This is a genomic window from Mesorhizobium sp. M8A.F.Ca.ET.208.01.1.1 (assembly GCF_004791315.1).
Taxonomy (GTDB): domain Bacteria; phylum Pseudomonadota; class Alphaproteobacteria; order Rhizobiales; family Rhizobiaceae; genus Mesorhizobium.
Window position 1 is genome coordinate 49,824 of the sequence record NZ_SRUT01000015.1, and the last position, 18,738, is coordinate 68,561.

Here is an 18,738-nt window from a genome sequence, read left to right on the forward strand (position 1 = left end):
AACCCAAAGCGCTGCTCCGCATTCAATGAACGGTGGGGTCTGACCGGCTGCCGGTGTTATGCGCCGCCGGCTGCCAAGGAGATCCACCGATGAAGGTTTTCCACGCACTGCTGGCGTTGAGCGTCGCTGCCGTGCTCGCTGCGGGTTCGGCGCGGGCCGTCGAGCTGTCGATCGTGTCGGGCGACACCGGCAACGGCCTCAAGGTGCTGCGCGAGATCCTCGACCGCTATGAGAAAGAGAGCGGCGACAAGGTCACCATCGTCGCCATGCCGTCGTCCGGGACCGACCAGTTCGGCCAGTACAGGCTGTGGCTCGCCGCCGGCAACAGCGACGTCGACGTCTACCAGACCGATGTCATCTGGGCGCCGCAGCTCGCCAACCAGTTCGTCGACCTGACCGAGGCGACCAGGGATGTCGTGGCCACGCATTTCCCGTCGATCATCCAGTCGCAGACCGTCGATGGCAGGCTGGTGGCGCTGCCGATCTTCACCGATGCACCGGCGCTCTATTACCGCAAGGATCTGCTCGACAAATACGGCGCCAAGGTGCCGGCCACCTGGAAGGAGCTGGGCGACACCGCCAGGCTGGTGATGGACAAGGAGCGTGCCTCGGGCAACAGGGATATCTGGGGCTTCGTCTTCCAGGGCAACGCCTATGAGGGGCTGACCTGCGACGCGTTCGAATGGGTCGTGTCGAACGGCGGCGGCCATATCGTCGAGCCGGATGGCGCGATTTCCATCAACAACGCCCAGGCGGCGGCCGCGCTCGACATGGCCAAGGGCTGGATCGGCACCATCGCGCCGCCGGGCGTGCTCGCCTACCAGGAAGAAGAATCGCGTGGCGTCTGGCAGACGGGCAATGCGGTCTTCATGCGCAACTGGCCCTATGCCTATGCGCTGGGCAACAGCCAGGGGTCGCCGATCAAGGGCAGGTTCGACGTCGCGCCGCTGCCGGCGGGCACGGGCGAGGGCGCCCGCCCGGCGGCGACGCTCGGCGGCTGGAACCTCGCGGTCTCGAAATATTCCAGGCACCCGGATGCGGCGATCGAACTGGTCAAGTTCATTGCCTCGCCGGCAATGCAGAAATACCGCACGCTGAAGACCGCCAACCTGCCGACCATCCAGGCGCTCTATGACGATGCCGACATCGCCGGCCAGCAGCCGATCATACCGCACTGGAAGGATGTCTTCCTCAATGCCGGGCCGCGGCCCTCGGCGGTGACCAGGAATAAGTACAACGAGGCGTCGAGCCAGTTCTGGAACGCCGTCCACAAGACCTTGTCCGGCGAAGGCAGCGCCGCCGACAATCTGGCCGACCTCGAGGCGACGCTGACCCGGCTGAAAGGCAAGGGCTGGTGAGCGCGCGACCGTCTGATGCCGCCGACCGGCGCCAGGGCTCGCGGCTGATGCGCCAGCGTGTGCGCTCGGCGTGGCTGTTCCTGGCGCCGATGCTTCTGGTGCTCGCCGTCGCTGCCGGCTGGCCGCTTGCCCGCACGGTCTATTTCAGCTTCACCGATGCCTCGCTGTCCGATCTCGACGCCCGCCAATGGGTCGGCCTCGCCAACTATGTCTCGGTTCTGCGCATGCCGAGCGGCAGGGTCATCCACGACGGGCTGCTTCTCGACCCGGTCTGGTGGGGCGCCGTGTGGAACACAGTGCGGTTCGCGGTGGTTTCGGTGACCTGCGAGACGATCCTCGGCATGGTCGTCGCCCTGGTGCTCAACGCCGAATTTCCCGGCCGCGGCATCGTCAGGGCGGCGATCCTCATCCCCTGGGCGATCCCGACCATCGTCTCGGCCAAGATGTGGCAGTGGATGCTGAACGACCAGTTCGGCATCATCAATGTCGTGCTGATCAATCTGGGGCTGATCGACACCAAGATCGCCTGGACAGCCAGTGCCGACACCGCGATGGCGGCGGTGCTGATCGTCGACATCTGGAAGACGACGCCCTTCATGGCGCTGCTGATCCTGGCCGCGCTGCAGATGCTGCCGCGCGAGATCATCGAGGTCGCCAGGCTCGACGGCGCCAATCCATGGCAGATCTTCTGGCGGGTGACCTTGCCGCTGATCCGCCCGGCGTTGATGGTGGCCGTGATCTTCCGGGCGCTCGATGCGCTGCGCATCTTCGACCTGATCTATGTGCTGACGCCCAACAATGCGCACACCAAGTCGATGTCGGTGTTCGCCCGCGAGAACCTGTTCGAGTTCGACAAGTTCGCCTATGGCTCGGCCGCCTCGACCCTGCTCTTCCTCATCCTCGCCTTGCTCACCATCCTCACCATCCGCGTCGGCCGGATAAGCCTGGAAGGAGGCCGCTGAGATGTGGCTCCTGAAGCGCACGGCCTTCTATCTGCTGGTCGGGGCAATCGTGCTGATCGCGGTGTTCCCGTTCTACTATGCCATCGTCACCAGCCTGAAATCGGGGACCGAGCTGTTCCAGGCCGATCCGTGGCCGAAGGCACCCAGCCTCGACAATTATCGCAACGTGCTGGCCGAGGGTGCCTTCATGCGCAATCTCCTGAATTCGCTGGTCGTCTCGGGCGCGGTGGTGGCGCTCTCGCTGTTCCTCGGAGTCACCGCGGCCTACGCACTGGCGCGTGTCCGTTTTCGCGGCCGCTCGGCATTGCTGTTCGCCATCCTGTCGGTCTCGATGTTCCCGCAAGTGGCGGTGCTGGCCGGGCTGTTCGAACTGGTGCGGATGTTCGGCCTCTACAATTCGCTCTTCGCGCTGATCTTCTCCTACATGATCTTCACGCTGCCGTTCACCGTCTGGGTGCTCACCGCCTTCGTGCGAGACCTGCCGGTCGAGGTCGAGGAGGCAGCGATCCTCGATGGCGCGACGCCGTGGATCATCATCACCCGCATCTTTCTGCCGCTGATGTGGCCGGCGCTGGCGACCACCGGACTGCTGGCCTTCATCGGCGCATGGAACGAGTTCCTGTTTGCCCTGACCTTCACCTCCAATGATGCGCGGCGGACCGTGCCGGTGGCGATCGCGCTGCTCTCGGGCAATTCGCAGTTCGAGATTCCATGGGGCAACATCATGGCCGCCTCGGTGATCGTCACGGTGCCGCTGGTGGTGCTGGTGCTGATCTTCCAGCGCAAGATCGTCTCCGGCCTCACCGCCGGTGGGGTCAAGGGGTGAGCAGGGAACCAGCGCTCAGATATCGGGCGCGTTGCCAATCTTCTGCTTGAGCTCCAGCGCCCAGGCGCGGCCCTCGTCGCCGCCCCACAGCAGCCACGCGACGTATCCGGCGGAGGGATTGTCCTCATTGCCGTAATTCTTGCCGCGCTTGTCGACCTCGTGGCGGGCAAAGTAGCTGACCATGCGGCGGATGGTAGACGGCGCCAGCTTGTCGCGGTTCTTCAGTTCGGTGGCCCGCGCGACGCCGATCTCGGTGCCGCCGCGCCCGAACTGCTTGCGCAGCCGCAAGCCCTTGGTGGCGTTATCGGCCACCACTTGCGGGCAGCGCAGGTCGATCTCGTCGGTCTCGCTCATTTCGTCCCCCCGTGCTGGAAGCTGTAGCCGATGAAGGGAATGTCGCAAAGCCGGAGCGGTTCCGATGCAAAATGTCGGAACCGGCCGGCGTGTCGCGTCCTTAGGGGGTAGAGCACCCTGCCGGGACGCCGGCACGACTTGAAGGAGCAGATCATGATCACCTTTCCCAACGAATCCGCCAAATACCGCACCGCGCGCGAAAAGCTGCTGAAAAAGGAAATCGAGCTGCGCCGCGCCATGGAAGCCGTGGCCGAGGCGCGGCGCACCCTGCCGCCGGGCGGGCTGGTGCCGAAGGACTATGTGTTCGAAGGGCTGGATATCGCCGGCAAGACCGCGAAGATAAGACTGTCGGAGCTGTTCGCGCCCGGCAAGGACACGCTGATCCTCTACCAGATGATGTTTCCGCGCCACCCGCAGGAGACGCGCGAGGTGGCGACCAGCGGCGGCACGGCGAAGCTCGCGCGGCCCGACCAGCCGTGCCCGTCCTGCACCGCGCTGCTCGACCAGTTCGACGGCGCGGTCGGCCATTTGGAAGCCGCAAGCTTCAACTTCGCCGTCGTGGCCAAGACGGCGCTGGAAAATCTGGTCACGCTGGGCCGGGATCGCGGCTGGCGCAACATGCGGCTGGTGTCTTCGGCCAACAACAGCTTCAAGCGTGACTACAACGCCGAGTCGGCCGACGGTGCGCAGATCCCGCTGCTATCGGTGTTTCATAGGGATGGTGACGGCATCAGGCATTTCTGGTCGTCGGAACTCGGCTTCGCGCCAACCGAACCCGGCCAGGACCCGCGCGCCATCGGCACCTGCGAGATCCTGTGGAATCTGATGGATTTCACCCCGGAAGGCCGGCCGGACTGGAACGAGCAGCTGCAATATGGCGAGGCGTGCTGTCACTGAGGCAGGCGCGCTCTTGCTGAAACTCTCGCTCAAGTCGGCCGGAACATCGGAAGACCCGCTGCATTGATAGGAGACGGTTTGCGACCCCTTTCACGGATTCGAAGTGCGACCCACACTTAAAAACGTATGGGACCTGGTGCGAGAAAGCGTGGTTGGCTTTGTCGACGACAATGCGCTTAGTCATGGCGCGGCGATGGCCTTTTATGCCGCCACGTCGCTGGCCCCGGTTCTGATAATTGTCGTCGCCATAGCTGGCATCGCATTTGGCCATGACGCGGCACAGTTGGCTTTGTCGGCCCAGATATCGGGGCTGATGGGTTCGGAAAGTGCGGCGCTCCTTCAGACAGCACTCGAAGGGGCATCCAGCAAATCATCGGGGACCCTGGCGGCCATCATCGGCGTGGCCACTTTGCTCGTCACCGCCTCCGCCGTGTTTGGCGAGATGCAGCAGGCCCTGAATGCAATATGGAAGGTTGAAGCGAAAGGGAGTTCGCTGTCGCGTCTCTTGCGGGCGCGTGCGGCAAGTCTCGGCCTGGTCGCCGCCCTCGGCTTTATGTTGCTGGTGTCCTTGGTGGCGAGCGCGGCGATCTCCGCCCTGGGCAATTTGATCAGCGCTCATTTGCCGTTCGGCGAGTTTGTTCTGAGCGCGATCAACACCCTGATTTCCTTTTCCCTGATCTCGTTGATGTTTGCCGCGATCTACAAAGTGTTGCCGGACCGCGCCTTGGAATGGCGGGATGTCGGGATCGGTGCTGTCGTGACCGCCGCCCTGTTCACATTGGGGAAGTCGCTCATCGGTTGGTATATCGGCACGAGTGCGATCGCATCGTCATACGGTGCGGCTGGAGGGCTGCTCGTCATCCTGCTCTGGGTCTATTATTCATCGGAGATCTTTCTGCTCGGTGCAGAGTTGACCCGCGCCTATTCCGTTCGCCATGGGAGCAGGTCCGACCTGGACGGGTGGGTTCAAACTGCTCCCGCTCTACAAAACGTTGTTTCAATGCGCCGAAAGCCCAGCTCTTCGGGCGCCGTGGCGTTGTTGGCGGTGGCGTGCGTGAGCGCAATGATGACAGCCTTTCTGCTGGGGCCTCGCCGCCCGTAGGGAGAGAGCACGCCGCGGTCGCAAGGCTGCTTCCCCTTCTCCCCGCACGAGAGAAGGGACGCGGCTGGCAACCTCACCGCATCTGCCGCGTTGGGTCTGCGAGGACACCTTCACGGAGCGTTTCGATGAAACCGCATCTCGCCATTGCCATGCTGGCCCTTCTGGCCGGAACGCCTTCGGCCTTTTCCCAGCAGGCGGTCAGCACCTTGCCGGCGGTCTCGGAGAACAAGGTCGACACCGACACCTTCACCAAGACGGTGGTCAGCGCCAACCGCTTCGAGATCGAAAGCAGCAAGCTGGCGCAGAAAAAGGGCGTCGCGGCTGATGTCGCCGATTTCGCCGCGCTGATGGTCAAGGACCACACCAAGGCCGGCCAGGATTTCAAGGCGGCGCTGGAAAAGAGCCAGACCACGGCATCCATCAAGCCCGAAGGCCCGCCGCTGCTGCCGAAAGACCAGGCAATGCTCGACCAGCTCAAGGCGCTGGATGGCGAGGCCTTCCAGGCCAGGTACATCACCTTGCAGACCGAGGCGCACAAGCAGGCGGTGGCGATGTTTTCCACCTACGCCCGCTCCGGCGACGACCCGGCTTTGAAGGAATTCGCCAAGAAGACGCTGGAGGTGCTGAAGATGCACGAGATGTATCTCAGGGATGTGGCGGCGGTGCATTAGGGGCTGGGCGAGTTGTTCGAGTGCAGGCCATCCTTCCGCCTGGTGGAGCCCCCTTCATTTCGTCATCCACGGGCGGAGCAAGGAGCGCAGCGACGCGGCGCAGACCCGAGGATCCATGCCGGGACTTCAAAGCGTTGCTACAGTGCGGAATTCTGTTCCGCTGCGTCCTCGATTGATGTCGCGGCATGGATCCTAGGGTCTCCGCGGCTGCTTCGCCCTAGGATGACGAAGGTGGGGGTGTCAGGCGCTCTACCCCGCGGCAAACCCCACACCCAACCTGGCCCTTTGCCTCCGCCCGCCCCAGATGACGCGGCGACCTTTGAAGGTGCCGGTGTCGAAGTCGTAGGGCGCCAGGCCGGCAAGCGCAGCAATCTCGCGTCGCGAGGCCTGCCCGATCTCCGGCGCCAGCGCCAGTATGGTATGGCTGAGGACTGGACCGGCACCGTGGAAGGACTGGATCAGGCGATCCTTGGCTGCGAGCGCCGGCTGGCTGGCGACGAGTTCGGCCATACGCTTGGCGAGCAGTGCGATATCGAGTTCGATACGACGCAGCCGCTGGGTGAAGATGCGCTTCACCATCGGCTCGCGTAGCTGCTCGAGTTGATTGGCGAGGCTGACCTTATCGTCGCTAAGCTGCCTGCGGGCCACGACCAGATCGGCCAGTTGCTCCGCAATCGGGTCGCAACGCACCGGCCGGGTCGGCAGTTCGGCGGTGTAGCGCGCAATCAGCAAGGCGTCGATGCGATCATTCTTGGCCAATCGGCCAAGGGCGCGGGCATAGTGGCGCAATTTGTGCGGATTGACGTTCCTGGCCGGCAGGTCCGCGCTACGCAGTGCCTTGGCCACACCGCGCTCATAGCCGCCGCTCGGCTCCATGCCGATGGCGCGTACGGTGCGACCCCGCAGCCATCTGACCAGCTTGGCCCATCCGTCCTTGTCGTTGTCGAAACGCGCTTGTTCCTGCGTTTGAAACACCGCCACGTCGAGCCAGCCTTTGGCGACATCGATGCCGATGTCCTGAACCGTTTGCGCTACCATCTCATCGGTCCCTTCCTTGTGTGCGGGGGCTTGCCCCTTGCAACTGTTCGGGTTCACAAAAGAAGGCGGTCGGGCCCCAGCTCATCCACGGTTTAAGCCACCTGAGGGGTGACGGGCTCTCGACCGCCGCCACGGATCAGGCAAGCACCTGGTCCGTGGCACCCTCAACAATGCACGATTCCAAACACACAAGGGGTGTTCCGGCTTGGCGCCACGTTCATGCCGGGCAGCACCTCAGGGTGAAAACGGACGAAACCAGCAACGTCTCGTTCCTTCACGCACCCCTCATCCGTCTCGGCGCTTCGCGCCGATCCACCTTCTCCCACAAGGGAAGAAGGAAGAACGGCGCTGGCGTTCCGTCGCCGCCACGCTCATCCGTCTCGGCGCTTCGCGCCGATCCACCTTCTCCCACAAGGGAAGAAGGAAGAACGGCGCTGGCGTTCCGTCGCCGCCACGCTAAGCTCCCCGCGAAACCCAGGGAGCACACCCATGAAGAAACAAGTCATCGAAGTACCCGTCATGTCGGACAAGGTGCGCTCACTCGGCCTGCCCTGTTCGACGGCGGTGAAGGCCAACGGCTTCGTGTTCATCTCGGCGACGCCGCCGGTCGACATGGTGACCGGCGAGATGGTGCGCGGCGACATCGAGGTGCAGACCGAGGCGTCGCTGAAAGCGCTGAAACATTGCCTGGAAGCGGCCGGCACCTCGCTGGAAAACGTGGTGATGGTGCGCATCTACGCCGTCAATTCCGGCTTCTACAACGCGATAAACAGGGTGTATGCCCGGTATTTCAGCGAGTACCCGCCGGCGCGCAGTTTTGTGCCGGTGGCGTCATGGCCGATGGAGTTCGATATCGAGATTGAGTGCGTGGCGGTGGCATGAGGTTGCGTTGCGGGAGCGCTCAGTCTAGCAAGTAACGGAGGCTTTCGATTTACTGAGTGTGCATGTTAAGCTGCAATCTCGCGGACTATTTTCAAATACTTTTGGGGGGCTGGGATGCATGGATTGCGGGTTGCGGTTTCTAGGATTCTCACAATACTGGCGCTCGGACTGTTGGCTCTGACGACGCTAGCAACTCCGCAGTTGGCGGCCGCAGAATGCCCGGATATTCGGATGGCCGTGGTCGGCCCCATGACGGGACATTTGGAGCTCATGGGCGAGCAAATGCGCCGTGGTGCTCAACTCGCAACAGACGACATCAATGCCAAAGGCGGCATAGGAGGATGCAAGATAGCGCTCACCGTCCATGACGATGAGGCTGATCCAACCACCGCCATCGCCGTTGCCAAAAAACTGGCCGAAGACAGAGTTCGCTTCGTTATTGGGCACTACAATTCAGGGACTTCCATTCCCGCCTCACGGGTATACGCCAAGAACAACACGTTGATGGTCAGCCCGGCATCGACAAATCCCGCGCTCACCGAATTCAAGCTCTGGAACGTTGTTCGGACATCAGGGCGCGACGATGTTCAAGGGACGTTTGCGGCTGAATATATGGCGGATCATTTTCCAGACCGGAATCTGGCTATCGTGAGCGATGGTACGCCCTATGGCGACGGTTTGGCGAACAAAGCCGGGAAGGCTCTGCGAGCAAAGAAGCACCGTGAGGTGCTGGCTGCCAAGATCAAGCAAGGGCAAGGCGATTTCGGGGGCCTCATCAGTAAAATGAAGGCGGCGAAGATAGAAGTTCTGTTTTTCGCGGGACTGGCGGAAGATTTTGGCCAGCTTATTCGCCAGACCAAAGATGCCGGGTTGAATGTTCAGTTCATCTCAGGCGATGGAACCCTCGTTGACGATCTGAAGGTGATAGCAGGACCGGCATTGGAGGGTGTCCTGTTTGTCTTCTCGCTAGAGGACCGAAGCAATCCAGCCGCGGCGAGTGTTGTTGGGCGCTTTCGATCTCAGGGCTTCGAGCCGGAAGCCTACACGCTGAAATCTTATGCAGCGGTTCAGGTGATAGCCAAAGGCCTCGAAATGGCTGGCGTTCAGGCGCCGAGGGCTGTCGCGGCTTCCATAAAGTCTGGGCGGCCAATTCCAACCGTCCTGGGCGACCTGACTTTCGACACCAAAGGCGATCGGCTCAAGCGCGATACGGCGATGTATGTCTGGACGAAGCAGAGCAACGGCGATTTCATCACGGAAGCGGCGAAATAGGGGCGCCTATGCCTCTACATAGGCCAATCTTATGAGCCGGCGCTGCCCCTCATCCGCCTGCCGGCACCTTCTCCCCGTTGAACGGGGAGAAGGGAGCCAATCCTCTAAGCAAAATACTCCTGCAGCGGCCTGACCTCGAGGCTCCCCGCCTTCAGCGCCGCGATCGCCTCTGCCACGGCCGCGGCACCCGACAGCGTCGTGTAATACGGCACCTTCTGCATCAGTGTCGCACGGCGCAACGACTTCGAGTCCGACACCGCCTTCTGGCCGTCCGTGGTGTTGAAGACGATCTGGACCTGGCGGTTGCGGATGGCGTCTTCGATGTGGGGGCGGCCTTCCAGCACTTTGTTTATCTTCTCGGCCACAACGCCGTTTTCGGCGAGGAAGCGTTGCGTGCCTGATGTGGCCAGCACCTTGAAGCCGAGGCCGGCGAGGCGCTTGACCGCCGGCAATATGCCTTTCTTGTCTTCGTCGCGCACCGAGACGAACAGCGTGCCGGAGCGGGGCAGGTCAACACCGGCGCCAAGCTGGCTCTTGGCGAAGGCGAGCGCGAAGTCGCGGTCGAGGCCCATGACCTCGCCGGTCGAGCGCATTTCCGGGCCGAGCAGGATGTCGACGCCGGGGAACCGGGCGAAGGGGAAGACGGCTTCCTTGACCGCGATGTGGCCTGGATTGCGCGGGTCGGGCATGGCACCGTAATGAGAGAAGGCGTCTTCCAGCGTCTCGCCGGCCATGATGCGGGCGGCGATCTTGGCGATGGGCCGGCCAATGGTCTTGGCGACGAAGGGCACCGTGCGCGATGCGCGCGGGTTGACCTCCAGCACATAGACCGTGCCGTCCTTGATCGCGTACTGCACGTTCATCAAGCCGCCGACATTGAGCGCGCGGGCCAGCGCCGCCGTCTGGCGTTCCAGCTCGTCGACCAATTCCGATGGCAGCGAGTGAACGGGGAGAGAGCAGGCGCTGTCGCCCGAATGGATGCCCGCCTCCTCGATGTGTTCCAGAATGCCCGACACGAAGGTCGCCTTGCCGTCGCAGAGGCAGTCGACATCGACCTCTATGGCGCCTGACAGATAGGTGTCGAACAGCAGCGGGTTCTTGCCCAGCAGCGTGTTGATCTGGCCGGTCTTGTCATTGGGGTATTTCTGCTTGATGTCCTCCGGCACCAGGCCGGGCACGGTGTCGAGCAGGTAGCTCTGCAGCATGCTCTCGTCATGGATGATCTGCATGGCGCGGCCGCCGAGCACATAGGAGGGGCGCACCACCAAGGGGAAGCCGAGCTCGCCGGCGACAGTGCGGGCCTGCTCGACCGAATAGGCGATGCCGTTCTTCGGCTGAGTGAGGTTGAGCTTGTGCAAGAGTTTCTGGAAACGGTCGCGGTCTTCGGCCAGATCGATCATGTCGGGCGAGGTGCCGAGGATCGGGATGCCTGCCTTCTCCAGCGCGTCCGCGAGCTTAAGCGGTGTCTGGCCGCCGAACTGGACGATGACGCCGACCAGCTCGCCCGAGGCCTGTTCGGCGCGCAGGATCTCCAGCACGTCCTCCGCCGTCAGCGGCTCGAAATAGAGACGGTCCGAGGTATCGTAATCGGTCGACACCGTCTCGGGGTTGCAGTTGATCATGATCGCTTCATAGCCGGCGTCGCGCAGAGCGAACGCCGCGTGGCAGCAGCAATAGTCGAACTCGATGCCCTGGCCGATGCGGTTCGGCCCACCGCCGAGGATGACGACTTTCTTGCGCGACGAGACCTGCGCCTCGTTGGCGAGCGCGCCGGCGAAAGGCACTTCATAGGTCGAATACATGTAGGCGGTGGGCGAGGCGAACTCGGCGGCGCAAGTGTCGATGCGCTTATAAACCGGATGAACGTCGAGCTTCTCGCGAATCTTCTGAACGACTTCGGCGTCGGTCTTCGTCAGCGACGCGAGGCGGGCGTCGGAGAAGCCCATCGCCTTCAACATGCGCAGATTGACGGCGTCCTCAGGAATGCCGTGCTCGCGGATGCGGGCCTCCATGGCGAGGATGCCGGCGATCTGTTCGAGGAACCACGGGTCGATCTTGCACATGGCGTGCACGTCTTCCAGCGAGGTGCCCATGCGGATCGCCTGCGCCACCATGCGCAGCCGGTCGGGCGTCGGGGTGCCCAAGGCCGCGCGGATGGCGTTGCGGTCGTCGGCGTGGTTGGCCGCCACGGCGCCATGGCCGAGGCCGGGGATCTCGATCTCGTCGAGGCCGGTGAGGCCGGTTTCCAGTCCGCGCAGCGCCTTCTGCAGCGATTCCTGGAAAGTGCGGCCGATGGCCATGACTTCGCCCACCGACTTCATGGCGGTGGTCAGCACCGGCTCTGCGCCGGGGAACTTTTCGAAGGCAAAGCGCGGGATTTTCGTCACGACATAATCGATCGACGGCTCGAACGAAGCCGGCGTCGCGCCGCCGGTGATGTCGTTCTCCAGCTCGTCCAGCGTGTAGCCGACGGCGAGCTTGGCGGCGATCTTGGCGATCGGGAAACCGGTCGCCTTGGAGGCAAGCGCGGACGAGCGCGAGACGCGCGGGTTCATCTCGATGACGACGAGACGGCCATCGGCCGGATTGACGGCGAACTGCACGTTGGAGCCGCCGGTCTCGACGCCGATCTCGCGCAGCACCGCGATCGAGGCGTTGCGCATCATCTGGTATTCTTTGTCGGTGAGGGTCAGCGCCGGGGCGACGGTGATGCTATCGCCGGTGTGAACGCCCATCGGGTCGATGTTCTCGATCGAGCAGACGATGATGCAATTGTCCGCTCTGTCGCGGACGACCTCCATCTCATACTCCTTCCAGCCGAGCACGCTTTCCTCGATCAGCACTTCGGTGGTCGGCGAGGCATCGAGGCCGGACTGGACGATGTCGTAGAATTCGGCCCTGTTGTAGGCGATGCCGCCGCCGGTGCCGCCCATGGTGAAGGAGGGGCGGATGATGGCGGGAAGGCCGACATGGTCGAGCGCCTGGGCGGCGATCGCCATGCCATGGCTGATATAGCGCTGCTTGCGGTCGCCTTCGCCGAGGTTCCAGCGGGTCTCCAGCGCGTCGAGCGCGGCGTCGAGATTGTCGGGCTTCTCCGCCTTCAGCGCGGCGCGCTCGGCTTCGTGCGTCTTGCGGTCGGCATTCTTGACGTCGGTGGCGTTGGCCAGCATCGACTTCGGCGTTTCGAGCCCGATCGTCTTCATCGCCTCGCGAAACAGCGCCCGGTCCTCGGCCTTGTCGATGGCATGGGCGTCGGCGCCGATCATCTCTACTTGATAGCGCTCCAGCACGCCCATGCGGCGCAGCGACAGCGCGGTGTTGAGCGCGGTCTGGCCGCCCATGGTCGGCAGCAACGCGTCGGGCCGCTCCTTGGCGATAATCTTGGCCACGACCTCGGGGGTGATCGGCTCGATATAGGTGGCATCGGCCAGTTCCGGGTCGGTCATGATGGTGGCCGGATTGGAATTGACCAGGATGACGCGGAAGCCTTCCTCCTTCAGCGCCTTGCAGGCCTGGGTGCCGGAATAATCGAACTCGCAGGCCTGGCCGATGACGATGGGGCCGGCCCCGATGATCAGGATCGACTTGATGTCAGTGCGTCTTGGCATGTCTGTGAATTCCGTTCGGCAGCGGGCTTGCACAAAAAACCGGGACGGGAAGACCCGGCCGGTTGTGCTCGCGATTCTGGTATCAGGCTAGGAGGGCCTTATAGGGAAGAGTTTTGCCCGATGTAACCCCGAAAATGCGGGTTTGTGTGGGGTTTTACGGCCGGGGCAAAGGCGTTGGGTTTGAATTGGTACCTTGCGGGGCGTTTGCGCTGCCCCTCACCTGCCTGCCGGCATCCTCTCCCCGTATAGTGACGGGGAGAGGGGCGCTATCCCTGGTGGTTTCGCCAACCTCCGACGTTGCAAAAAAGCGCGGCTTTGCGGACGGCTTCTTTCTCCCCGTCTACGGGGAGAAATGTCCGGCAAGGCAATGAGGAGCAGCGCAAACCCCGGCAATTGAGCAGCCATTGCAAAAGCCGCCTAATCCCCCAGCACCACCGTATCCATGATCTCGAAGCGCTCGGACACACCAATGCGGATCATGTTGAGTTTGCCTTCCCTGCTGAAGCGGAAGTCGCTGCCGGCGTCCGAGCTTGCCGGCAGGCCGGCATCGAAGGAGATGACGCGCCTGCCGCCATCGGGCCAGGTCACGGTCACGTCGGCCTTGTCCGTGCCCTTGCGCGTCACGCTCGCCGCGCAGGGCGCCATGGGCTGTCCAACGTAGCGGGCGCAGGGAATTTGCAGGGTTCCGTTGGCCGCCAGCGCCAGGCCATAGGCATCCTGCATGGCGATCTCCGCCGCGGTTTTCGGCTTGGTTTCGGGGCTCGCCGGCTGGGTCGTGCTGCCCAGCCGAGCGGTCAGGTCGGGTGCATCGGGCGTTGCGCCGGTACCTCCTTCGGCGGGCGCGGCGGCAGGCGTATCCGCGGCCTGGTCGGGCACCGTCGCCGGATTGAGAGGAACGAGATAGCGCGCTGGCGTCCAGCCGGTTGCCTTGGGATTGTCCGATTCGATCTTGCACCAGGGATGGCCGTCAATGTCGTTGCAGCCGAGGTTTCGGACGCTCGCACCGGCGGCCAGTCGGGCCTCGGTCTTGCCGATCGGCGATGGCTTGGCGCGGACATTGAGCAGGTCGTCGGGGGCGAGCCCGGTGACAACGGAGATGAACGGCGCCTCTTCGGCATGGGCCGGCACGACAGCCGGCCACGCCGCCATCAGCAGCGGAGCGGCAATCAGCGCATGCAAACTTTGTCGGAGCGTAATCGTGCGCCTCATCATTTGGCCGTGCGCCGTACTCAAATCACCCTGCCGCGGCGGTCTCGCCGCATGCCCGGCCGGTTTTATAAGGGACGACGCGCCGCCATGTAAGTCTGAAATTCAGGCTAACCATGGTGCTGGGCGGCTTCCGGCATGAAGCCGGTGCGCAGGCCGTGCGCCCATTCGGCGCGTCCCGCCTGTTCGGCCTGACGCGCCGCCGCCTCGTGGTCGTAGTCCACCGCGATCATCTCGAAACGATCCTGCCGACCGGCGCCGCCCAAGGTGACGATGCCGTAGCGCGCGTGCGGCGAGCCCTGTTCGGAGACATGCGCCGGAGGCGTGTCGTCGTCATAGGCAGGGCAGCCGATGCTGCCCGGATTGAAGATGACTGGGCCATTCGGGATGCGGATCAATTCCGGGCGGTGGCTGTGGCCGCAGAGCGCGATGCGGCAGGCCGGGTCGAGCGCCTTCAGCCGGCGCCGGATCGCCGCCAGCGGGGCGCGCACCAAATGGCCATCGGTCACGGCATCGAGCAGATATTTTTCGTCATGGTCGGGGCGGGCGTGGAAGGCGATGACGCCAGGCGCGATCTCCAGGGTCAGCGGCTGGGCGAACAGCGCATCGCGCTGCGCCTGCGTCAGCCGCTTCTGCGCATAGACGTCGGACGCCCACATGGTTTCGTCAGGGGGATCGGCGGCGACGCGGCGGTCATGGTTGCCGCGCACCGTCGGCAGGTTGAGCGCTTCCAGCCGTTCCATCGTCTCGCGCGGCCACAGCGGCCCGGAAACGCTGTCGCCGAGATTGACGGTGAGATCGGCGCCGCCGCACCGCGTCAGGTCCTCGAGCACGGCGTCAAGGGCGAGAACGTTGCCGTGGATGTCGGCAAGGACGGCTATGCGCATGAGGAGATTCCCGGTGGGTGGCAGGACCTGGTTTCCTCACCCCGCTTCGCGAGGGAGAGGAAAAAATCAGGCCGGCATTTCCAAATCATGACCGCCGACCGCGGGCAGGGCGGTGTCGTCCGCGGCCGCGGCGATGACACTGTCGAGCAGGCCGGGGAAGCGGGCGTCGAGATCGGCCCGGCGGAGCGTGATCATGCGGTTGGTGCCGACCACCTCGGCGCGGGTGACGCCCGCCTCGCGCAGTTTGGCGAGGTGGTAGCTGAGATTGGTCTTGGAGGCGAGGTCGAGGAAGCGGCTGCAGTTCAGCGGCACGCCTTCCTTGCTGGCGAGATAGCGCACGATGGCGAGGCGCGTCGGGTCGCCGAGCACGCCGAGTACGACGGGCAGGCTGATCTGGTCCGTATTGGGGTGTGGCAAGGTCATGGCAGGAACCTAAGCACAGTTCGGGCCGATTTCAACGCGTCGATCCTGCTCGGCCCATACACACTGTTTCTCCTTTCGCGTGACCGTCCTGACACAGGGCTGTCAGCATGGTTCAGCTATTTTGCCCTGGCTTCATTGACATCATGGCCTGTTATGTCCAATTGTTCAATAACTTTTGAACTAAGGACGCATCCCCATGGACAAGAGAATCTTCTGGCTGGCGCTTGGATCGTTCGCGATTTCGACCGAAGGCTTCGTCATATCAAGCCTTCTGCCCGACATCGCCAGGGATGCCGGCATCTCCGTGCCGCTCGCCGGCTCGCTGATCACCGCCTTCGCGCTTGCCTACGCGATCGGCACGCCGATCCTGGCAACGCTGACCGGCGAATGGGACCGGCGCCGCGTCATCCTGTGGACGCTGGTGTTCTTCGTCATCGGCAATGTCGTCGCCGCCCTGAGTTCGTCCTTCGAAGTGCTTCTCGTCGCGCGCATCATCATGGCGCTGTCGTCGGGCCTGTTCGCGGCGACCGCGCAAGGCACGGCGGTAGCGTTGGTCGATGACCATCACCGGGCCCGCGCAATTGCCGTCGTCGTCGGCGGCACCACGGTGGCGGTCGCCGTCGGTGCGCCGCTTGGCGCGCTGGTCGCGGCCATCGCCGGCTGGCGCGGCACCTTCTACGCCATTGCCGGCCTTGGCGCGCTGTCCGGCGCCATCCTGTGGTACCGGCTGCCACGCGGCATCATAGGCACCAGGCTGCCGCTGAAGCGCCGGCTGGCGGCGGCGATGCGTCCCGGCGTTATGCCGATCCTGGTGACGACGGCGCTTGCCCTCATCGGCGCGTTCACCGTGTTCAGCTTCATCGCGCCGCTGGCCATCGAAGGCGCCGGGCTGTCGCCGATCGCGCTTCCGGGCATGCTGCTCGCCTTCGGCGCAGGCGCCGTCATCGGCAACATTGCCGGCGGCCAGGCCGCCGATCGTTTCGGCGCGACGCGTACCGTCGCCTGGTCGCTGGCGCTCTCCGCCGCCATGCTCGTCACCTTCTCGCTGATCCCGACCTTCCTGCCGCATCACCTCGCCGGACCGGCGCTGATGGGCATGATGGTGCCGTGGGGCATCGTCGGCTGGGCCTTCCCGCCGGCACAGGCGAGCCGCATCATCAAGCTCGCGCCGGACGCGGCGCCGATCGTGCTGTCGCTCAATGCCTCGGCGCTCTATCTCGGCGTGGCGCTGGGTGCTGTGGTGGGTGGAGCGGTATTGCGCTACGGCGCGCCGGCCGATCTCGGCCTGATCGCCGCGGCCTTCCCGGTCATCGGGCTCGGCATCGTGCTGGCGGGGCGGATGTTTGCCAGACCGGTAGCGATGCCGGCGGAGTAAGACTGGCCCCAGACTTCGATCTATGTTTTTACGCGGCCGCTTCTTCAGCTGGAAGGAGTGGCCGCGGGCAGTTCCAGGTTCAACGCGGCCACTTCATCGAGCGTGGCCCGCAGTTTCGCGGCCTGCTCGGCGCCGATCATGGCCTCGAATTGCCGCTGGGCAACGCTCCATAGCTTGATCGCCTCGTCGAGCTTGGCCTGGCCGGTCGGCGTCAGCCGCACGCGCTTGACGCGGCGATCGTCCTTGTCGGCGAAGGTTTCGACATAGCCGTCGCGAACCAGAGGCTTCAACGTGTGGCCGAGTGCCGAGAGATCCATGATCAACGCCTCGGCAATGGCCCCCATCGCCGGGTCGCCGCCGACACTGATCTGGAAGAGCAGGCCAAACTGCGTGCCCTTCAAGCCGGAAGGCGCCAGCGCGTCGTCGTAGAAGCGGCCGAGCCTGCGCGCGGTGCGCCGCAAGGTGGCATTGTTGCACTGGCTGAAGCCCGGCTGCTGAACGTCGGTCATGTCAACTCCTTGCCGGAGCATTCCGGCGAAACCGCTGGGCGCTTTTGCTGGAATTGCTCTGGCAGGGGCGCTGGCCCTGTCGCAGAAATAGTTTTCGCGGCTGCCGTTGACAAGATAGTGGCATATACCTATTTCGCCGAAAGTGGTATATGCCACTAATTGATATCAGGACAATGGGCTCGACTGTCGGCGCATTCGTCGAAGCCGAATAAGAGCCAACAGAAGGAACGTGACAATGAGCAAGAACGACAACAAGGGGACAGCCGTGATAACAGGCGCTTCCTCGGGCATCGGCGCCGTCTATGCCGACCGGCTGGCGGGGCAGGGCTATGATTTGGTGCTGGTGGCGCGCCGCGCCGACCGGCTGCAGGAGCTAGCCGAGAAGCTGCGCCACGCTTATAGCCGCAAGGTCAGCGTGATCGCGGCCGACCTGTCCGACGACGACGATGTGCGCCGCGTCGAGAAGGCGATATCAGCCGACGAGAGCGTGACGCTGCTGGTCAACAATGCCGGCCTTGGCGGTCAGGCGGTGGTGGCAACCGCCGACGCGGATGCCGCCGAGCGCATGATCAAGGTCAATGTCGTGGCGCTGACCCGGCTGACCCGTGCCGTGCTGCCGGGGCTTTTGGCGCGCAACCGTGGCGGGATCGTTAACATCGCCTCGGTACTGGCTTTCGACACTTCGTTCGGCGGCATCTACAGCGGCACCAAGGCCTATGTCGTCAACTTCACCGAAGCACTGCATCGCGAGGTCGCGGGCACCGGGGTGAGGGTACAGGCGGTGCTGCCGGGCGCGACCCGGACCGATTTTTGGGAGCTTTCCGGCGGCGATATCGATATCCTTCCGAAGGTGATCATCATGACCGCCGACGATATGGTCGATGCCGCTCTTGTCGGCCTGGAGCGGGGCGAGGCTGTCACCGTGCCGGCGCTTGCCGATACGGGAAAGCTGGATACGTTCCTCGGCGCCCGGCAGGCCTTCTATGGCAGCCTGCACGCCGACAAGCCGGCGGCTCGCTACGCGGCGTGAGGCCACTTCGGTCTGGGACTCTGGCGCTTGTGCACATCTTCCGCGACTAGCGTGGCCGATCGGCCCGAGGCTTGATTGCCACGTGGTTCCCCCAATCCGTCGCGGCTTCGCCGCGCCACCTTTCCCCCCTCCGGAGGGAAAGGAAGGGAGCGCTACTGGGCGAGCATTGACGGCAAAAAGCCTGGCGCCTTTCCTCTCCCCCGTCGATCGGGGGAGAGCGACTATCTGGGGTGTCAAGTTGCATTTGCGAATTCGCTTCTCGCGTCGCGTGCTTTTGCGTTGAGGATGACGAGAAGTTTTCTGGCGAGTGCGATGCGGATGAGCATTTTGGGCTTTCC

At 63.9% G+C, this 18,738-nt stretch carries 17 protein-coding genes and 1 pseudogene; 10 read left to right on the top strand and 8 right to left on the bottom strand.

The annotated features are described in order from the left end of the window. Window positions 1-89 precede the first annotated feature (89 nt). The 3 genes from EN851_RS33060 to EN851_RS33070 are packed head-to-tail and all read left to right on the top strand — an operon-like array spanning window position 90 to window position 3,146. On the top strand, window positions 90-1,358 hold the full coding sequence (locus EN851_RS33060) for an ABC transporter substrate-binding protein (protein ID WP_135930940.1): 1,269 nt from the start codon (window positions 90-92) through the stop codon (window positions 1,356-1,358). Window positions 1,359-1,405: 47 nt separating this feature from the next. Further along, window positions 1,406-2,320 carry a sugar ABC transporter permease gene (locus EN851_RS33065; RefSeq protein ID WP_135930954.1) on the top strand — a complete coding sequence of 305 codons (915 nt, stop codon included), beginning with the start codon at window positions 1,406-1,408 and terminating at the stop codon, window positions 2,318-2,320. Window position 2,321: 1 nt separating this feature from the next. Continuing rightward, window positions 2,322-3,146, top strand: coding sequence for a carbohydrate ABC transporter permease (locus tag EN851_RS33070; RefSeq protein ID WP_135930941.1), 825 nt, complete (start codon window positions 2,322-2,324; stop codon window positions 3,144-3,146). Window positions 3,147-3,161: 15 nt separating this feature from the next. On the opposite strand, the gene EN851_RS33075 is transcribed toward EN851_RS33070, so the two are convergent. Further along, window positions 3,162-3,500, bottom strand: a complete 339-nt coding sequence (locus tag EN851_RS33075; RefSeq protein ID WP_135930942.1) for a hypothetical protein — start codon at window positions 3,498-3,500, stop codon at window positions 3,162-3,164. A 153-nt stretch (window positions 3,501-3,653) separates the two neighbouring features. On the opposite strand from EN851_RS33075, the gene EN851_RS33080 reads away from it, so the two are divergent. From EN851_RS33080 to EN851_RS33090, 3 genes are all read left to right on the top strand, one after another. Continuing rightward, on the top strand, window positions 3,654-4,397 hold the full coding sequence (locus EN851_RS33080) for a DUF899 family protein (protein WP_135930943.1): 744 nt from the start codon (window positions 3,654-3,656) through the stop codon (window positions 4,395-4,397). A gap of 103 nt (window positions 4,398-4,500) precedes the next feature. Beyond that, a complete protein-coding gene (locus EN851_RS33085; RefSeq protein WP_135930944.1) occupies window positions 4,501-5,499 on the top strand; it encodes a YihY/virulence factor BrkB family protein in 999 nt (332 codons plus the stop codon). A gap of 125 nt (window positions 5,500-5,624) precedes the next feature. Then, the gene (locus tag EN851_RS33090; RefSeq protein ID WP_135930945.1) at window positions 5,625-6,170 is read left to right on the top strand and encodes a DUF4142 domain-containing protein; all 546 of its coding nucleotides are present in this window, start codon (window positions 5,625-5,627) and stop codon (window positions 6,168-6,170) included. Between the two features lie 249 nt (window positions 6,171-6,419). On the opposite strand, the gene EN851_RS33095 is transcribed toward EN851_RS33090, so the two are convergent. Next, the gene (locus tag EN851_RS33095; protein WP_189521992.1) at window positions 6,420-7,208 is read right to left on the bottom strand and encodes a transposase; all 789 of its coding nucleotides are present in this window, start codon (window positions 7,206-7,208) and stop codon (window positions 6,420-6,422) included. A 489-nt stretch (window positions 7,209-7,697) separates the two neighbouring features. Between EN851_RS33095 and EN851_RS33100 the strand changes: the two genes are divergently transcribed. Together EN851_RS33100 and EN851_RS33105 are read left to right on the top strand one after the other, a co-directional pair. Beyond that, on the top strand, window positions 7,698-8,090 hold the full coding sequence (locus EN851_RS33100) for a RidA family protein (RefSeq protein WP_135930946.1): 393 nt from the start codon (window positions 7,698-7,700) through the stop codon (window positions 8,088-8,090). Between the two features lie 231 nt (window positions 8,091-8,321). Continuing rightward, entirely contained in the window at window positions 8,322-9,362 is a 1,041-nt protein-coding gene (locus tag EN851_RS33105) for a branched-chain amino acid ABC transporter substrate-binding protein (protein ID WP_189521993.1), read from the top strand. A gap of 104 nt (window positions 9,363-9,466) precedes the next feature. On the opposite strand, the gene carB is transcribed toward EN851_RS33105, so the two are convergent. From carB to EN851_RS33130, 4 genes are all read right to left on the bottom strand, one after another. After that, window positions 9,467-12,970, bottom strand: a complete 3,504-nt coding sequence (carB, locus tag EN851_RS33110) for a carbamoyl-phosphate synthase large subunit (protein WP_135930948.1) — start codon at window positions 12,968-12,970, stop codon at window positions 9,467-9,469. 417 nt (window positions 12,971-13,387) lie between these two features. Continuing rightward, window positions 13,388-14,182: an SH3 domain-containing protein gene (locus EN851_RS33120; RefSeq protein ID WP_135930949.1), complete on the bottom strand. Its 795-nt coding sequence runs from the start codon at window positions 14,180-14,182 to the stop codon at window positions 13,388-13,390. 104 nt (window positions 14,183-14,286) lie between these two features. Further along, on the bottom strand, window positions 14,287-15,063 hold the full coding sequence (locus EN851_RS33125; RefSeq protein ID WP_135930950.1) for a metallophosphoesterase family protein: 777 nt from the start codon (window positions 15,061-15,063) through the stop codon (window positions 14,287-14,289). A gap of 66 nt (window positions 15,064-15,129) precedes the next feature. Further along, a complete protein-coding gene (locus EN851_RS33130) occupies window positions 15,130-15,486 on the bottom strand; it encodes a helix-turn-helix transcriptional regulator (protein WP_135930951.1) in 357 nt (118 codons plus the stop codon). A 196-nt stretch (window positions 15,487-15,682) separates the two neighbouring features. Here EN851_RS33130 and EN851_RS33135 point away from each other — a divergent pair, with 196 nt between their 5' ends. Further along, the gene (locus EN851_RS33135) at window positions 15,683-16,861 is read left to right on the top strand and encodes an MFS transporter (RefSeq protein WP_135867264.1); all 1,179 of its coding nucleotides are present in this window, start codon (window positions 15,683-15,685) and stop codon (window positions 16,859-16,861) included. 44 nt (window positions 16,862-16,905) lie between these two features. On the opposite strand, the gene EN851_RS33140 is transcribed toward EN851_RS33135, so the two are convergent. Continuing rightward, on the bottom strand, window positions 16,906-17,370 hold the full coding sequence (locus EN851_RS33140; RefSeq protein WP_135930952.1) for a MarR family winged helix-turn-helix transcriptional regulator: 465 nt from the start codon (window positions 17,368-17,370) through the stop codon (window positions 16,906-16,908). Window positions 17,371-17,605: 235 nt separating this feature from the next. Between EN851_RS33140 and EN851_RS33145 the strand changes: the two genes are divergently transcribed. Then, window positions 17,606-18,400 carry an SDR family oxidoreductase gene (locus EN851_RS33145; protein ID WP_135930953.1) on the top strand — a complete coding sequence of 265 codons (795 nt, stop codon included), beginning with the start codon at window positions 17,606-17,608 and terminating at the stop codon, window positions 18,398-18,400. A 233-nt stretch (window positions 18,401-18,633) separates the two neighbouring features. Here EN851_RS33145 and EN851_RS37945 read toward each other — a convergent pair. Continuing rightward, window positions 18,634-18,738, bottom strand: a pseudogene (locus tag EN851_RS37945) (IS110 family transposase); the annotation flags it as partial.

What these genes read in the sequence shown, in the direction of transcription:
- EN851_RS33095 (WP_189521992.1), bottom strand. Translation starts at nt 7,208, where the DNA reads ATGGTAGCGCAAACGGTTCAGGACATCGGCATCGATGTCGCCAAAGGC.
- EN851_RS33070 (WP_135930941.1), top strand. Translation starts at nt 2,322, where the DNA reads ATGTGGCTCCTGAAGCGCACGGCCTTCTATCTGCTGGTCGGGGCAATC.
- EN851_RS33145 (WP_135930953.1), top strand. Translation starts at nt 17,606, where the DNA reads ATGAGCAAGAACGACAACAAGGGGACAGCCGTGATAACAGGCGCTTCC.
- EN851_RS33140 (WP_135930952.1), bottom strand. Translation starts at nt 17,370, where the DNA reads ATGACCGACGTTCAGCAGCCGGGCTTCAGCCAGTGCAACAATGCCACC.
- EN851_RS33065 (WP_135930954.1), top strand. Translation starts at nt 1,406, where the DNA reads ATGCGCCAGCGTGTGCGCTCGGCGTGGCTGTTCCTGGCGCCGATGCTT.
- EN851_RS33130 (WP_135930951.1), bottom strand. Translation starts at nt 15,486, where the DNA reads ATGACCTTGCCACACCCCAATACGGACCAGATCAGCCTGCCCGTCGTA.
- EN851_RS33080 (WP_135930943.1), top strand. Translation starts at nt 3,654, where the DNA reads ATGATCACCTTTCCCAACGAATCCGCCAAATACCGCACCGCGCGCGAA.
- EN851_RS33090 (WP_135930945.1), top strand. Translation starts at nt 5,625, where the DNA reads ATGAAACCGCATCTCGCCATTGCCATGCTGGCCCTTCTGGCCGGAACG.
- EN851_RS33105 (WP_189521993.1), top strand. Translation starts at nt 8,322, where the DNA reads ATGGCCGTGGTCGGCCCCATGACGGGACATTTGGAGCTCATGGGCGAG.
- EN851_RS33125 (WP_135930950.1), bottom strand. Translation starts at nt 15,063, where the DNA reads ATGCGCATAGCCGTCCTTGCCGACATCCACGGCAACGTTCTCGCCCTT.
- EN851_RS33135 (WP_135867264.1), top strand. Translation starts at nt 15,683, where the DNA reads ATGGACAAGAGAATCTTCTGGCTGGCGCTTGGATCGTTCGCGATTTCG.
- carB (WP_135930948.1), bottom strand. Translation starts at nt 12,970, where the DNA reads ATGCCAAGACGCACTGACATCAAGTCGATCCTGATCATCGGGGCCGGC.
- EN851_RS33075 (WP_135930942.1), bottom strand. Translation starts at nt 3,500, where the DNA reads ATGAGCGAGACCGACGAGATCGACCTGCGCTGCCCGCAAGTGGTGGCC.
- EN851_RS33100 (WP_135930946.1), top strand. Translation starts at nt 7,698, where the DNA reads ATGAAGAAACAAGTCATCGAAGTACCCGTCATGTCGGACAAGGTGCGC.
- EN851_RS33120 (WP_135930949.1), bottom strand. Translation starts at nt 14,182, where the DNA reads ATGATGAGGCGCACGATTACGCTCCGACAAAGTTTGCATGCGCTGATT.
- EN851_RS33060 (WP_135930940.1), top strand. Translation starts at nt 90, where the DNA reads ATGAAGGTTTTCCACGCACTGCTGGCGTTGAGCGTCGCTGCCGTGCTC.